We start from the raw sequence: 13,762 nt of genomic DNA, 5'->3' as shown, positions 1-13,762 counted from the left end.
CGTGACCACGACGACGGCACGGCACGGCGCCCGGGTGGTGATCATCGGTGCCGGGTTGTCGGGCCTCTCGGCGGCTTTGCGCCTCACCGGACTGGGGCACCGGGTCACCGTCGTCGATGCCGCGCCCACCGCAGGCGGACTGGTCCGCACCGAACCGCTCGCGATCGACGCCGCAGACCTGGACCTGACTACCGAAACCGTCGGATTTGACACGGGCGCAACAGTTCTCACGATGCCATCGCTGATCGACGACGCGCTCGGCGCGGTCGGCATCCCGGCCGCCGAGTCCCGCCGCCGACTCGCCCTGATCGACGTCGACCCGTCCTACGCCGCTCGATTCGCCGACGGCACACACCTCGACGTCCCGCGCGGCGCCGACAGGTTGGCCGCCGCCGCGACCTCGACGTTCGGCCCGGACGCGGGTGCCGGGGTGCGTGCACTCACGAGCTGGCTCGCCCGGCTCCACGACGTCGAGTTCGACACCTTCATCGATCACAACCTCAGTTCACTCTCCGACCTGCGTGACCGCCGAATCCTCTCCCGCGCCGCAGATCTGGTGGCGATGGGTGCGACCCGGCGGCTCACCCCGGCCGTCGCGCGGCACGTCACCGACGAACGCCTGCAGCGCGTGTTCACCTTTCAGGCCCTCTACGCCGGGGTGCCGCCACAGCATGCGGCGGCGATCTACGGCGTGATCGCACACATGGACATCGGACTGGGCGTCTACTACCCGACCGGCGGGATGGGTCGCGTCGGCGCAGTCCTGGCCGATGCGCTGCGCGAGGCCGGGGGAACCGTCGAACTGTCCACCCGTGCGACGGCCCTGTGTCGCGACGGCGCACGGGTCACGGGTGTCCGCCTGGACTCCGGCAACACCCTGCCCGCCGACGCGGTGGTGGCTGCCGTCCCGATCGGCGAGGTCGCTCGGCTCCTCGGCGCCCCGATGCCGCGCGGACCCCGATGGCGCCGTATCCGTCACTCGCCGAGTGCCGTCGTGATCCATGGTCTCGCCCCGCGTTCGGTGACCGCGAACTGGCCGGGTCACCACCACACCCTCGACTTCGGGGCCGCGTGGCAGGAGACCTTCGTCGACCTGACCCGCGCGCCGGGGCGTCTCATGCGCGACCCCTCATTCCTGGTGACACGTCCCGCGGTGTCGGACCCGAGCCAGACCGGTCCGATGGAGCCCGTCTCGGTGCTGGCCCCCTGCCCCAACCTGACCACCGCCGACCTGCCATGGGACGTCCTCGCCGACGCCTACGTCGACGAGTGCCTGCAGACACTCGCACGCCGCGGCTACCGGGGCATCGACACGGCGCTGCGGGTACTGCGCGTCGACGACCCGGCCACCTGGGCGGCCGCGGGACTGCCGGCCGGGACGCCGTTCGGCGCCGCCCACACCGTTCGGCAGACCGGGCCGTTGCGGACCCCGAACCGGTGGCCGGGCAGCACCAATCTGATCCTGGCGGGTGCGGCGACAGTGCCGGGGGTGGGCATCCCGCCGGTCCTGGTGTCCGGCAGGCTCGCCGCCGAGCGCGTCGTCTCGGCTCTCGGTACGTCGTCGCGCCGTAGGATCAGGCCGTGACCGCGACCCGCGACGACACCCCGCGATCCCGTCGGAGCCGCGCGGTCCGCGAAGCAGGATTCGCGGACCTGGTGGTGGGCTTCGTCGGTTCCGTGCTCGTGTGCATCGGCAGCTTCGGCGTCGGTGACATCGCGCGGAACAGCACCGTCGCCCAGGATCTCGGTCTCTCGGCGATCGCGTACGGACACGGCAAGACGTTGTTCGGCAGCATTTTCTGGCTCGGCGTCGCCACCATGGTGATCGCATGGGTACGGCTCGGACGGCGGCTCGCCTCCGACCGATCGGCGCTGTCGGTGCGCACCTTCCGCTGGGGCATCGTGGGCTGGGCCGCCCCGCTCGCAGTGGCCGTTCCCGTCTACAGCCGCGATGTCTACGCCTACCTCGGTCAGGGGGCGTTGTTCCAGGCGGGATTCGATCCCTATGCGGACGGACCCGCCCACCTTCCCGGACCGCTCCTCGACAGCATGGCGCAGGTGTGGGCGACCACCACCGCGCCCTACGGTCCGCTCTTCGTCGGGCTCACCCGGCTGGTCACCGAGATCACCGGCGACCACGTCATTCTCGGCGTCTACGCGATCCGCCTGATCCTGTTGCCCGGGCTCCTGTTGGCGCTCTGGGCCATTCCGCGGCTGGCCGATCATTTCGGCGCATCACCGCAGACCGGTCTGTGGCTGGCACTCGCCAACCCGATGGTCCTCATCCACCTGGTGGCAGGCAGCCACGTCGAGTTGCTGATGATGGGCGTCCTCGTCGCCGGTGTCGCCCTGGTGGTGACCGGGCGACACGTCCCCGGTCTGGTCGTGCTCGGGCTGGCGGTGTCCATCAAGGTCACCGCCGGCATCGCGATCCCGTTCGTGGTGTGGATCTGGTTGTCACACATCCGCGACCGGCGCAGTGTCGAGCCGGTCGACGTGGCCCGCGTGTTCGCCTCGGTGGTCGCCGTCACCGTCGCGGTGTTCGCGGTCTCCACCGCCGCACTCGGGCTCGGACTGGGCTGGCTGACCGGTCTCGGCTGGGCCGATCGCATCATCAACTGGTTCACCCTGCCCACCCTCGCGGGGCACATCGTCACGCTGGTCGCCGCCCCGTTCACGGCGTTGAATCTGCAACCGGTCCTCGGGGTCACACGTGCGGTGGGGATGGTGGTACTCGCAATCATCCTGGTGGGTCTGTGGTGGTCGCACCGTCGCGACGAACGCAGCGCCATGGCAGGCATGGTGTGGGCGATGCTCGCGGTCCTGCTCCTCGAACCCTCCACGCTCCCCTGGTATTACACCTGGGTCCTGTGTCTCGCGGTGGCATTCACCCTGCCCCGCGGGGTGCGGGCGATCGTCGTCGGCGTGTCCACCTTCATGCTGATCGTGTTCCAGCCCGACGACTCGATCCTGTTCTACAAACTCCCGGAGGTGCTCCTGGCGACGGCGCTGTCCCTCCTCGCGGCCATCTCGCTGACCCGGCAGGATCCGCTGCGCCTGCGGCGGGCTGTCGAATGGTTCCGAGGCGGCCCCGACGTCGCGGACGAGTCCGACCGACCGACGACTCCCGGTGCGTGAGAGCATGCTTTGCGATACCGACGAGACGGATATCGTCCGGCTCGGCTACCGGCGGGCACGGGCGCTGACCGCCGAACACGGCCGGACGTACTTTGCCGCGTCGTGCCTCCTCCCCCCGCGGCAACGTCGCGGGGTATGGGCGCTCTACGGATTCGCCCGGATCGTCGACGACGTCGTCGACGATCCGCCCGCCGCGCCTATGCCGCCCGACAAGACCGCCCAGATCGACCGGATCGAGGAGGCGCTGCACAGTGTGCTGCATCCCGAGCCCGACGGGACACCGGGTGCGGGGCTCGACCATCGACCCGGCCGCCACGAGCCGGGTGACCCCCAGATCGAGCCGATCCTGGCCGCGGTGCGCGACACCGTCGTGCAGTTCGACATCCCCACTGCCACCTTCGACGCGTTCCTGCGGTCGATGCGGATGGACGTGCCGGGCACCGCCGAATTCCGGGACCGCTATCGGACCTGGGCCGAACTCGCCGAGTACACCTACGGATCCGCGGCCGTCATCGGTCTGCAGATGATCCCGCTGCTCGGGGTGCGAGCAGCAGGTGACGACGTCGCCGACGGCGCCGCGACGCTGGGCGAGGCGTTCCAGTTGACGAACTTCTTGCGGGACATCGCCGAGGATCTCGACCGCGACCGGATCTACCTGCCCACCGACGAACTCACGGCGTTCGGGGTGGACGAGGACCACCTCCGTCGGTGTCGTGCGGAACGGGTCACCAGCCCGCATCTCCGACGGGCGCTCGCCCACATGATCGCGGTCAACCGGGACCAGTACCGACGAGCCTGCCCGTCGATCACGGCGCTGCCCAACAGATCTCGCCGATCGATTGCAGCCGCGGCGGCCATGTACCACGGCATCCTCCGCGAGATCGAACAGGCCGACCACAACGTCATGGATCATCGCGTGGTGGTCGGCGGCCGACGACGGGCCGTACTGGCCGCACACGCGATCTCCGGTGGCCGCCCCTGGTGAGACGGCCGGGCAGACCGACCGTCAGAACGCCTGGGCCTGAGCCCGACGAATGACCTCGCGAGCCGAATCCGTGTGCAGCGCATCGGCCGGGCACATACCGAGATCGTCCTGGACGGCGAACAGCCACTCCATCACCTCGTCGCGGGTGTAGCCGCCGTCGAAGAGGACCTCCACGAGTCCGGTGAAATGCTTGACGATCCCGAGGTCGTCGAAGAACACCGCCGGAATCGCCGGCTGTCCCTCGCGTGACACCGCGAGCAGTTGATGGTCCTGGATCAGGGTGCGCACACGGCTGGCCGACACTCCCAGCCGGCGGGCCGCGTCGCCGATCGTCAGCGTGTCGAGATCGGACGTGAGACTGTCTTCGGACAGCGGTAGTGAACCCACGTCGCCGAGCCTACCGGCTGGGGATTCGTCGCCCAACGATGCCGCCCCCGATTCGTGGCGGGAGACACCGGGCACCGGGCCTGCGCTGATCCGGGTCCGAGTCGATACACCGCCCGCGCGACGTCGACCGGTAGATTCGGCCACGTGAAACCTCCCGCCGACTCACTCCTGGGCGCGTCCCTCGAGGACCGCTACCGGATCGACGCGCCGATCGCGCGCGGCGGGATGTCGGCGGTCTACCTCGGGGTGGACCTGCGTCTGGGTCGGTCGGTGGCGATCAAGGTGATGGATTCCCGCTACAGCGGTGATCCACAGTTCCTGCGTCGGTTCGAGTTCGAGGCGCGGGCCGTCGCCGGATTGAAACACCCCGGGCTCGTGGCCGTGTACGACCAGGGCATCGACGACGGGATCGCCTTCCTCGTGATGGAACTCGTCGAAGGTGGCAGTCTTCGGGAACTGCTGCGCGAACGCGGTCCGATGCCGCCCCACGCGGTCAGCGCGGTGGCCGACCCGGTACTCGGTGGGCTCGGTACCGCCCATGCCGCCGGACTCGTCCACCGCGACGTCAAGCCGGAGAACGTGCTCATCTCTGACGCCGGCGAGGTGAAGGTCGCCGATTTCGGGCTGGTCCGCGCAGTCGCCGAGGCGGGCGTCACCTCCGCCAGTGTCATCCTGGGCACGGCGGCCTACCTGTCCCCCGAGCAGGTCGAGGCCGGTGACGCCGACGCCCGTAGCGACGTCTACTCGATGGGCGTCATGATGTTCGAATTGCTCACCGGCCGAACGCCTTTCCGTGGTGACACGCCGCTTGCACTGGCCTACCAGCGGCTCAGCTATGACGTGCCCGCACCGGGCGACGTGGTGGACGGTGTACCGGAGGAGTTCGACGAGATCGTGCTGCGCGCAACCGAGCGCGATCCCGCCGAGCGCTATGCGGACGGGTACGACATGCGTCGGGCACTGCTGGCCGCCGCCGACGAACTGGACCTGCCGTCCTTCACGGTCCCCGCCCCGCGCCGGTCGGCCGAACGCGACACCATGGCACGGTTCCGGGCCGATCGCGCCCAACCGCAGGCCCCGGCTGCCCCGGTCCCCAACCCCACCAGGGTGCAGTCGGGGCCCACGACCTCACCTCCGGTCGCCGCGCCGCCGCCGCGACCCGTGCGCGACCCCACGGCGGCGAGGATGACGCGCCTGGAGTCCAGATTCGACGAGCGGCCGGAACCGGACGACAACGGACCGGTGCGGGCGCTCATCTGGACCACCCTCGTGCTGCTGCTCGCCGTCGCGATCGGCGCCGTCGGCTGGTGGGTGGGACAGACCTATCTCAGCTGAGCACGCCGATCGATCCCGCGGCGACCGTCAGCCGCGCAGCATCTCCGCGACGAGGAACGCGAGCTCCAACGACTGCTGGGTGTTCAGGCGGGGATCGCAGGCCGTCTCGTATCGTCCGGCGAGGTCGAGATCGGAGATGTCCTGTGCGCCACCGAGACATTCGGTGACGTCTTCGCCGGTGAGCTCGATGTGCACACCACCGGGATGGGTACCCAACGCGTGGTGCACCTCGAAGAAGCCCTGCACCTCATCGACGATGCGATCGAAGTGCCGCGTCTTGTAGCCGGTCGAGGCCTCGTGGGTGTTGCCGTGCATCGGGTCGGACTGCCAGACGACCTTGTGCCCGGTCGCCTCGACCGCGGACACGATGGCGGGCAGGACCTCCCGCACCTTGTTGTTCCCCATCCGGGCCACCAGGGTGAGCCGTCCCGGGCGGTTGTGCGGGTCGAGTCGTTCGACGTATTCGACGGCCTGCGCGGGCGTCGTGGTCGGACCGATCTTGACGCCGATCGGGTTGTCGATCAGTTCGGCGAAGGCGATGTGTGCGCCGTCGAGCTGCCGGGTCCGCTCGCCGATCCAGAGGAAATGCGCGGAGAGGTCATAGAGCACCTTGTCGTCGGTGCCGGTTGGATCGTCGGCCAGACGCAGCATCGCGCGCTCGTAGTCGATGACGAGTGCCTCGTGGGAGGCGAAGATGGACGCCGATTCCAGATTGGTGTCGGTCACGCCGCAGGCGTCCATGAACCGCAGGCCGCGGTCGATCTCGGAGGCGAGCGCCTCGTAGCGAGCCCCCGCAGGCGAGGTCCGCACGAACTCCCGGTTCCAGAGGTGCACACGTCGCAGGTCCGCCTCCGAACCCGTCAGCGCGCGAACGAGATTCATCGCAGCGGCGGCGTTGGCGTACGCGCGGACCAGCCGCGACGGGTCATGCCTGCGCGTGGTCTCGTCGGCCGGGAACCCGTTGACCATGTCGCCGCGATACGACGGCAGGCCGAGCGCATCGGTGTCCGACGACCGCGGCTTGGCATACTGGCCGGCGATCCGGGCCACCTTGACCACCGGCATGCTGGCGCCATAGGTGAGTACCACCGCCATCTGCAGCAGCGTGCGGATGTTGCCCTTGATGTGCGGCTCGGTGTTGTCGACGAAGGTCTCCGCGCAGTCGCCACCCTGGAGCAGGAAGGCGCGCCCCTCGGCGACGTCGGCGAGCTGCGCACGGAGATCCCGGACCTCGGCGGGCATGCAGATCGGCGGCACGCTCTCGAGGACGGTGCGCATCTTGCGCGCCTCTTCGGCGGGCCAGCTCGGCTGCTGCAGCGCCGGACGCGCCATCGCATCGTCGAACCGGTTCTGCAGGTCGCCGGGCAGCGGCGGCAGCTCCGGGAGTTCTGCGATCGGAACGTCTACGGTCCAGTTCGTCACCACGGTTACAGGGTAGTTGAGCCGGTCGCGTACCAGGTGGGCGGGGAGCCCGGCGCGCGACGAGGCTCCGGACCGGCAGATGCGCCTCCGATCAGGGTCGCGACTTCTCGATGACCTGCCAACGACGCCAGTTGTGTCGGGCATCGGTGAGCGCATCGTGGGCGTCTCGCGGCGACGGCGGGAGCGCTGGTTTGCCCGCGGCCTCCCAGTGCTGTCGCAGCTCCCGGGTGAAGCGCGGCATCTCGCGCGGGAGCGCGGTCATCGGGCCCCACAGCTGGCACAGCACCACATGGTCGTAGGCGCCGACCCACGCCCACAATTCGACGTCGTCACCCTCGGCCGTCAGGAACGCGAACAGCTCGTCGCGGATCTGCCGACGGCTGCGCCAAGAGGGTGACGCCGGGGACGGTAGCTTGGGCAATACGTTGGTCCGAACCCAGTCACCGGCCCGGCCCGGGTCGAACTCGGTGGACACCGCGTAGAATTCACGTCCGTCCTCGGCGACGACACCGATCGAGATGAGCTCGATCGTGGTGCCGTCCTCGATAAACTCCGAGTCGTAGAAGAACCGCATACCCCCCAGTATTCACACCACGTGGAGCAGAGAACCGCCGAGACCATGACTTATCTGTCCGCGGCCGACACCAGGCTGCATCGATGGGCGCCGTCGAACGGTGCACGCACCGCGATCGCCGTGGTGTTTCTGGCGTCGGTCACCCTGCAGATCGTCGGTATCCCCTTCACGTCGAGTTTCGGGACCCGCACGCGCATCGACCTGGACGTCTACCGTCTGGGTGGGCAGATCTGGCAACACGGCCAAAGCCTGTACGCAGACGGGTCCATGCCCTTCACAAGCGACGGAATCTGGTTGCCGTTCACCTATCCTCCGTTCGCCGCACTCGGCTTCATGCCCCTCGGCGCGATCAAGCTCGGTCTGGCCGGGCTGCTGATCTCGGTGATCACGGTCGCCCTGACGGTGGTGATCCTGCAGATCGTGCTGAGGATGCTCTCGGTGGGCAACCCGGAGAACCGATGGTGGACCGCGCTGTTGCTCGCTGCCGGAGTCGTCTGGCTCAACCCGTTGTGGATGACCCTCGGCTTCGGTCAGATCAACATCATCCTGATGGCGATGATCATCGTCGACATCTTTGTCGTCGGTCGGGGCCGTGCCGCCGCCACCGGACCGTTCCGCGGAATCCTGACCGGTCTGGCATCCGCGATCAAGTTGACCCCGCTGGTCTTCGTCGCCGTCTACCTGCTGACGCGGCAATGGCGCGCGGCGCTCGTCACGGTCGGCACCTTCGTCGGCGCCGGCGCGCTCGCATGGATCTGGCTGCCCGCGGACTCACACGGCTACTGGACGCACACGCTCTTCCACACCGCCCGCATCGGCGACCCCGCAGGCCGGATCAACCAGAACCTCAACGCGATGTGGATTCGCCTCATCCCACAATCGGAGTCGGCCGAGCAGTTGATGTGGGTCGCCAGTTCGCTCGTGGTGACCGTCCTCGCGCTCGTCGCCGCACGATCATGCCGGCCGATCGCGGCCTTCGGGGCATTCCGGCGTCCCGACGGCGGCGACCCCTCGGCACGGGTCGCGGCCGTCCTGACGGTCTCGGTGGTCGCGCTCTGGGGCCTACTCGTGTCGCCGACCTCCTGGGCCCACCACTGGGTGTGGGCGATCCCGACCATCCTGACCGCCACCGTGGTGGCCGCGCGCGACACCGATCGACGCGTGCGGGTCGGCTACGGCTCGGTGGCCGTGACCGGAGTGGTGATCTTCGCGCTCGGCCCGTTCCAGTTCTTGTCGCCCGCGGTCCGCCAGTGGTCGATCATCGACCACCTGATCGGGAATTCCTACACGCTCTGGGGGCTGGCCGTCCTGATCGTCGTGTGGCTGCTCCCGCCGCAGATCACCGGCGAGGGCACCACGCGCGCGCATCCCCAACTCGCCGACGCACACGTTCGCTGAACCGGCGGGGTGCCGGGCCACCGGCGCGGATGCGACGACGGTGTAGTCGTGGGTGGGTCAGGCGGCCGACGCCGACACGGGCTCCGCCGGTTTCGGCTTGCTGTCCTTGAGGGAGGCCGCATAGACGTCGACGTACTGCTGACCGGTCAGCTGCATCAGCTCGTACATGATCTCGTCGGTGATCGCGCGCTCGATGAACCGGTTGCCCTGCATTCCCTCGTAACGCGCGAAGTTCAGCGGCTTACCGATCTTGACGACGATGCGCGCCGGGCGCGGGATGAGCGAGCCGGGCGGGTTCAGCTTCTCGGTGTTGATCATCGCGACAGGGATCACCGGTACACCGGTGTCGAGCGCGACCCGTGCGAGACCCGTCTTGCCCTTGTACAGCCGACCGTCCGGGGACCGGGTGCCCTCCGGGTACATCCCCATCAGCTCACCGGTCTCGAGCTGCCGGCGCGCGGCGGTCAACGCACCCGCGGCCGCCTCCGCACCAGAACGATCGATCGGGATCTGACCCAACGCCGAGAAGAACCACCGCTGGAACGCACCCTTGGGTCCGGTGCCGGTGAAGTACTCGTTCTTGGCCAGGAAATAGATCCGGCGCCGCACCATCAGGGGCAGGTAGAAACTGTCCATCACGGCCAGGTGATTGCTCGCCAGGATCGCCGGTCCACGGGCCGGGATGTTCTCCAGCCCTTCGACCGTCGGTCGGCCGAGGAGGCGGAGAAACGGTCCCAGCAATACATATTTGAACGTGTAGTACCACATCGAAGACTCCGAACCTCGCCCATCGTCACCGCCTCAGACCTTACTCGCAGAAACGATACACATCCTCAGGTTCGGCCGCGTACCGTCTCCCCGGCCTGCACTCTGATGGCTTGTCGCGCAACTTCTGCCGCGCCCACCACACCGGCACTCTCACCGAGCTGGGTGCCGCGGATGCGGGCGAGCTGGCGATGACCGGCACCCGTCACGAGCCGTGCGTAGTGCTCGCGCGCCTCGTCGAGGAACAGCCCGGAGGCCGCGCCGACCCCGCCTGCGAGCACGATGAGATCCGGGTCGAAGATGTCCGCGATCATCGCCAGACCCTGTCCCAACGATGCGCCGAATTGGGCGAACGCCGCCAGCGCGACGGCATCCCCGTCCGCGGCGGCACCGGCCACCCGACGGCCGGTCAGTGAGCCGGGGTCGGCGGCCACGTCCGCCGCCAGTTGACTGCGTCCCCAGTCGCCGTCGGCGAGCAACTCGAGCACGGTGTCCACCAAAGCGGTACCGCTGCAATATCTTTCCCAGCATCCGAGCTTCCCGCAGGAGCACACCCGGCCGTTCGGGACCACCGTCAGGTGCCCGAGCTCCGGCGCCACCCCGAAGCTGCCACGATAGATCTCGCCGTCGAGCAGCAAGCCGGCGCCGATCCCGGTCCCGATGGCGAGGACCAACGAATTCTTGCCACGGGCAGCGGCCCCGAAACGCCATTCCGCCACCGCCGCGGCATTCGCGTCGTGTTCGGCGAACACGGGTACACCGATCCGGGCGGTCATGTCCTCGGCAACCGCGGCCTCCCGCCATGGGAGATGCGGCGCGAAACGCACCACCCGACGGTCCGGGGTCAGGAATCCCGCGATGGCCAGTCCGACCGCCTTCGCGGCCCACCGGGAGGTGAGTTCACCGACCAGCCGGTCGAGGCAGTGTTCGAGCGCGCTGGTCGTCGGCGGCGTCGCCGCCCGCAGGGTGTCCAGCATCGCGCCGTGGTCGTCTACCACCGACGCGCGCACGCTCGTGCCACCGATGTCGATGCCGATGGTCAAGTCCCCCATCAGATCTCGCTCTCCGGATCAGGCCGGCGCACGTTCTCCGACCGGTCGACGACGTCGATGCGGACCGCGATCGGCTGATAGTGCTGGGCCACGTCACCGGTGGTCGACGGGGTCGATCGCAGAGCGTTGGCCATTGCCTCGAGCACCGCGATCAGGGCCGCGATCAGGCGGGCCACCAGATCTCCGAGCTCGGTGAGCAGCGTGGTGATGTCGCCGGTGAGATCGGCGAATGTACCGGCATCTGTCGACACTCCCGCGGTCGCCGACGCGTGCTGTCCGGCGGCACCCTGTCCGGGGCCGCCGAACAGGGCGGCGAGCTGATCGATCTGGGCCGCCACGCCGAGGAGAAAGTCCCGTACCGGGTCACCCGTGGCGCCACGGGCGTGGCCTGCGACGTTGTCGTCGTCGGGTCCGGTCGTGTCGTCCGAGGTCATGTGGGCAGCTCTCCTGTCCGGGTCCGGCAGTAGTGTACGCGACACCACCGCCACGTGGCCGTGCGGCGGATTGCGCCGATGTCAGCGGCCCTGCGGCCACAGTGCCGGGTCCGGCATGAACCGGACCGTCAGGTCGGCGCCGTCCCACGCCGCATCGACGACGACGCATCGCCGCAGCACCGAGGGTAGGCGCACGGGATGCCGGAAACCGCCGACGGTCACCAGCAGGTCGTCGCCGGATCGCCCGAGCCGCAGGCCCTCGGGATCGGGAAGTCGCTGACGCCAGGTCAGTTCGTACACGCGAGAGGTACCGGCCCCGGTTTCGGCGGCCTCGGTGACCTGTGCCGTGCCCGACCCGGAGGGCCGACCGTTGGGCACCGGGAGGCCGACTCCGAGTTTGCGCAGCCGGGCGGCCCGGTCGATCGGTAGGTCCAGACACGGCAACTCGGCGACCTCGACGTCTGCCTCGCCGCCCCGGACGACGGCGCGTAGCCGGTTCACGAGGGCGTCGCGATCCGCGCCGTCGCGGCCGGCTCCGGCACCCCGGTTGATCATCACCGATCGCAGCGCCAGGCCCATCACGTCGACGGTGGCCAGCAGGTGCGGAAGTGCGCGCTCACCGCGGTCGTCCGCCCCGACGACCACGTGCATCGCCACGGTGTGCGGGTCGGTCACGAGTTCGGTGACGTCGACACAGTCGCGGTCGATCGCGTCGACGGCCGCGGTCAACTGGGCCATCACCGGACGCTCGGCCGCAGCCGCGAGTCGACGATGCCTGGGCCACAATCGATTCAACGCCTGACTCAGCAACGACGACGCCCTCAGGAACTCGAACGGGTCGCCGAGTCCGGACGCGTCGACCACGATCCGGCGCCAGTGGCCGCTGACCGCCTCGTCCCGGATTCGGCGCATCACGAGGAAATCCTCGACGCCCGGCAGGGTCGACAGCTCGGCGGCGTCGATGTCCGACACCGCACCGACACCCGGTAACGCCACCTTCGATCGGGCCATCGTCTCCGACAGCACGGCAGTGAACTCCGACCAGGTGGATTCGAGCAGCGCCAGGCGGTCGAGCGAGAGCAGGTGCAACCGGGTCGACACCGCAACCGGCTCGTCGGGCTGCCGGAACACTCCCAGGAGGTCGGCGGTCGGCGAGCACCGGTCGACGGTGACCAGCAGGGTGTCGCGGTCGGGGTCCGTGACGGCACGGGTGCCCCCGGGCCTGCGGGTTCCCGAGCGGCTCAGGGCACCCGAGGCCGCGGTCACCGAGACGCCGGCACCACCCGGCCCGATCACCACATGGATGGGCGTGAGATCGATCAGCCTTCGACCCTCTTCTTCAGATCGTTCAATGCCGCCTCGGTGATCGCCTTCTCCGCCCGGCGCTTCAGCTGCCCGATCATCGGCACCAACAGGTCGACCATCAGTTCGTAGGTGACCTTCGTGGAGCCCGGGACCTGCTGCGCGAGAACGTATCGGCCGCGCTGATCGCGCTGCAGGTCGCTACTCACCAGTCGCCACGAGACCGCCCGCGCATCGGCCGCCCACTCGTAGGAGAGGACGTAGGTGTCCTGCAACACCCCGGCATCGAGCACAAACCGCACCTCGCTGGGCCGACCGCCCGCGCCGTACTCGGTCACCTGAACCTCACGCGCGGCCGAGACCCACTCCGGGTAGTGCTCGAAGTCGGCGATCACCGCCATGATGTCGTCGGGATCGGCGTTGACCACGATGGAACGTTCGGTGTGTTCGGCCATCAGACCGCCACCCGGTCGTCGCCGGTTGCCGGGCCGCCCACCGAACGGCCGGACTCGAGGCGATCCTTCACCTCGAACGACATCACCTTGCCGGCCGCACGGCGATCACGGTTCGCATCCGCGAGGTAGCCATTCCGGGCCCGCCCCTGCGCCGGGAGACCGACCGTGGGCTCGGCGTGGAGGAAATAGTGCAGCACGAATCCGTCCATCACCGGTTCACACCAGATCTCCATGGTGCCGGCCAGCGGGCCGTCCACACGCCATCGCACCCCCTGCGCCCCCCGCTCCTCGGTCACGGCCAGGCGGAGGTCGGGCCACCACCGGCGCCAGTTGGCCCGGTCCCCGACCACCTCCGTCACCGACGACGGTGCGGCGGCGATGAAGGTCTCATCGGCCACCTGAATGCTCGTCACGTTCACTAGCTTCACACACTCGACCGACGCCGGGACAGCGACCTCGCCAGACGGGCTCGGCGAACGTGCCCCCGGTCACGTCGGCCACAGCGATACCATCGG

General features: G+C 69.1%; 14 protein-coding genes. 5 read left to right on the top strand and 9 right to left on the bottom strand.

The features are described from left to right. Position 1 precedes the first annotated feature (1 nt). The 3 genes from crtI to ACPXCG_RS10990 are packed head-to-tail and all read left to right on the top strand — an operon-like array spanning position 2 to position 4,123. Positions 2–1,585: a phytoene desaturase family protein gene (gene crtI / locus ACPXCG_RS11000; RefSeq protein ID WP_425791899.1), complete on the top strand. Its 1,584-nt coding sequence runs from the start codon at positions 2–4 to the stop codon at positions 1,583–1,585. Then, the gene (locus tag ACPXCG_RS10995; protein ID WP_425791897.1) at positions 1,582–3,138 is read left to right on the top strand and encodes an alpha-(1->6)-mannopyranosyltransferase A; all 1,557 of its coding nucleotides are present in this window, start codon (positions 1,582–1,584) and stop codon (positions 3,136–3,138) included. Before crtI ends, ACPXCG_RS10995 begins: the two co-directional genes overlap by 4 nt. Further along, positions 3,131–4,123: a phytoene/squalene synthase family protein gene (locus tag ACPXCG_RS10990; protein ID WP_425791895.1), complete on the top strand. Its 993-nt coding sequence runs from the start codon at positions 3,131–3,133 to the stop codon at positions 4,121–4,123. Before ACPXCG_RS10995 ends, ACPXCG_RS10990 begins: the two co-directional genes overlap by 8 nt. Before the next feature lie 21 nt (positions 4,124–4,144). On the opposite strand, the gene ACPXCG_RS10985 is transcribed toward ACPXCG_RS10990, so the two are convergent. Next, positions 4,145–4,510: an Rv2175c family DNA-binding protein gene (locus ACPXCG_RS10985; RefSeq protein ID WP_425791893.1), complete on the bottom strand. Its 366-nt coding sequence runs from the start codon at positions 4,508–4,510 to the stop codon at positions 4,145–4,147. Between the two features lie 144 nt (positions 4,511–4,654). On the opposite strand from ACPXCG_RS10985, the gene ACPXCG_RS10980 reads away from it, so the two are divergent. Beyond that, on the top strand, positions 4,655–5,845 hold the full coding sequence (locus tag ACPXCG_RS10980; RefSeq protein WP_425791891.1) for a protein kinase domain-containing protein: 1,191 nt from the start codon (positions 4,655–4,657) through the stop codon (positions 5,843–5,845). A gap of 27 nt (positions 5,846–5,872) precedes the next feature. Here ACPXCG_RS10980 and ACPXCG_RS10975 read toward each other — a convergent pair whose 3' ends face one another. Both ACPXCG_RS10975 and ACPXCG_RS10970 read right to left on the bottom strand, forming a co-directional pair. Continuing rightward, positions 5,873–7,267, bottom strand: a complete 1,395-nt coding sequence (locus ACPXCG_RS10975) for a class II 3-deoxy-7-phosphoheptulonate synthase (RefSeq protein ID WP_425792109.1) — start codon at positions 7,265–7,267, stop codon at positions 5,873–5,875. A gap of 91 nt (positions 7,268–7,358) precedes the next feature. After that, positions 7,359–7,841, bottom strand: coding sequence for a polyadenylate-specific 3'-exoribonuclease AS (locus ACPXCG_RS10970; protein WP_425791889.1), 483 nt, complete (start codon positions 7,839–7,841; stop codon positions 7,359–7,361). 45 nt (positions 7,842–7,886) lie between these two features. Between ACPXCG_RS10970 and ACPXCG_RS10965 the strand changes: the two genes are divergently transcribed. Next, positions 7,887–9,239, top strand: coding sequence for a glycosyltransferase 87 family protein (locus tag ACPXCG_RS10965; protein WP_425792108.1), 1,353 nt, complete (start codon positions 7,887–7,889; stop codon positions 9,237–9,239). Positions 9,240–9,296: 57 nt separating this feature from the next. Here the strand turns inward: ACPXCG_RS10965 and ACPXCG_RS10960 are convergent, their stop codons facing one another. From ACPXCG_RS10960 to ACPXCG_RS10935, 6 genes are all read right to left on the bottom strand, one after another. Then, on the bottom strand, positions 9,297–10,007 hold the full coding sequence (locus ACPXCG_RS10960) for a lysophospholipid acyltransferase family protein (protein WP_425791887.1): 711 nt from the start codon (positions 10,005–10,007) through the stop codon (positions 9,297–9,299). 65 nt (positions 10,008–10,072) lie between these two features. Next, on the bottom strand, positions 10,073–11,056 hold the full coding sequence (locus tag ACPXCG_RS10955; protein ID WP_425791885.1) for an ROK family protein: 984 nt from the start codon (positions 11,054–11,056) through the stop codon (positions 10,073–10,075). Then, on the bottom strand, positions 11,056–11,490 hold the full coding sequence (locus ACPXCG_RS10950) for a hypothetical protein (RefSeq protein ID WP_425791883.1): 435 nt from the start codon (positions 11,488–11,490) through the stop codon (positions 11,056–11,058). Before ACPXCG_RS10950 ends, ACPXCG_RS10955 begins: the two co-directional genes overlap by 1 nt. Positions 11,491–11,571: 81 nt before the next feature. After that, entirely contained in the window at positions 11,572–12,789 is a 1,218-nt protein-coding gene (locus tag ACPXCG_RS10945) for an ArsA-related P-loop ATPase (RefSeq protein WP_425791881.1), read from the bottom strand. Between the two features lie 20 nt (positions 12,790–12,809). Further along, entirely contained in the window at positions 12,810–13,247 is a 438-nt protein-coding gene (locus tag ACPXCG_RS10940; protein ID WP_425791880.1) for an SRPBCC family protein, read from the bottom strand. Beyond that, positions 13,247–13,675, bottom strand: a complete 429-nt coding sequence (locus ACPXCG_RS10935) for a hypothetical protein (protein ID WP_425791878.1) — start codon at positions 13,673–13,675, stop codon at positions 13,247–13,249. The genes ACPXCG_RS10940 and ACPXCG_RS10935 overlap by 1 nt, the downstream gene beginning before the upstream one ends. Between the last annotated feature and the right edge of the window lie 87 nt (positions 13,676–13,762).

The sequence above is a fragment of the Gordonia sp. DT218 genome (assembly GCF_049847105.1).
GTDB lineage: Bacteria > Actinomycetota > Actinomycetes > Mycobacteriales > Mycobacteriaceae > Gordonia.
Note: the sequence above shows the minus strand (reverse complement) of the source record. Positions and strands in the feature narration are given on the sequence as shown.

What these genes read in the sequence shown, in the direction of transcription:
- ACPXCG_RS10955 (WP_425791885.1), bottom strand. Translation starts at nt 11,056, where the DNA reads ATGGGGGACTTGACCATCGGCATCGACATCGGTGGCACGAGCGTGCGC.
- ACPXCG_RS10970 (WP_425791889.1), bottom strand. Translation starts at nt 7,841, where the DNA reads ATGCGGTTCTTCTACGACTCGGAGTTTATCGAGGACGGCACCACGATC.
- ACPXCG_RS10940 (WP_425791880.1), bottom strand. Translation starts at nt 13,247, where the DNA reads ATGGCCGAACACACCGAACGTTCCATCGTGGTCAACGCCGATCCCGAC.
- ACPXCG_RS10965 (WP_425792108.1), top strand. Translation starts at nt 7,887, where the DNA reads ATGACTTATCTGTCCGCGGCCGACACCAGGCTGCATCGATGGGCGCCG.
- ACPXCG_RS10960 (WP_425791887.1), bottom strand. Translation starts at nt 10,007, where the DNA reads ATGTGGTACTACACGTTCAAATATGTATTGCTGGGACCGTTTCTCCGC.
- ACPXCG_RS10950 (WP_425791883.1), bottom strand. Translation starts at nt 11,490, where the DNA reads ATGACCTCGGACGACACGACCGGACCCGACGACGACAACGTCGCAGGC.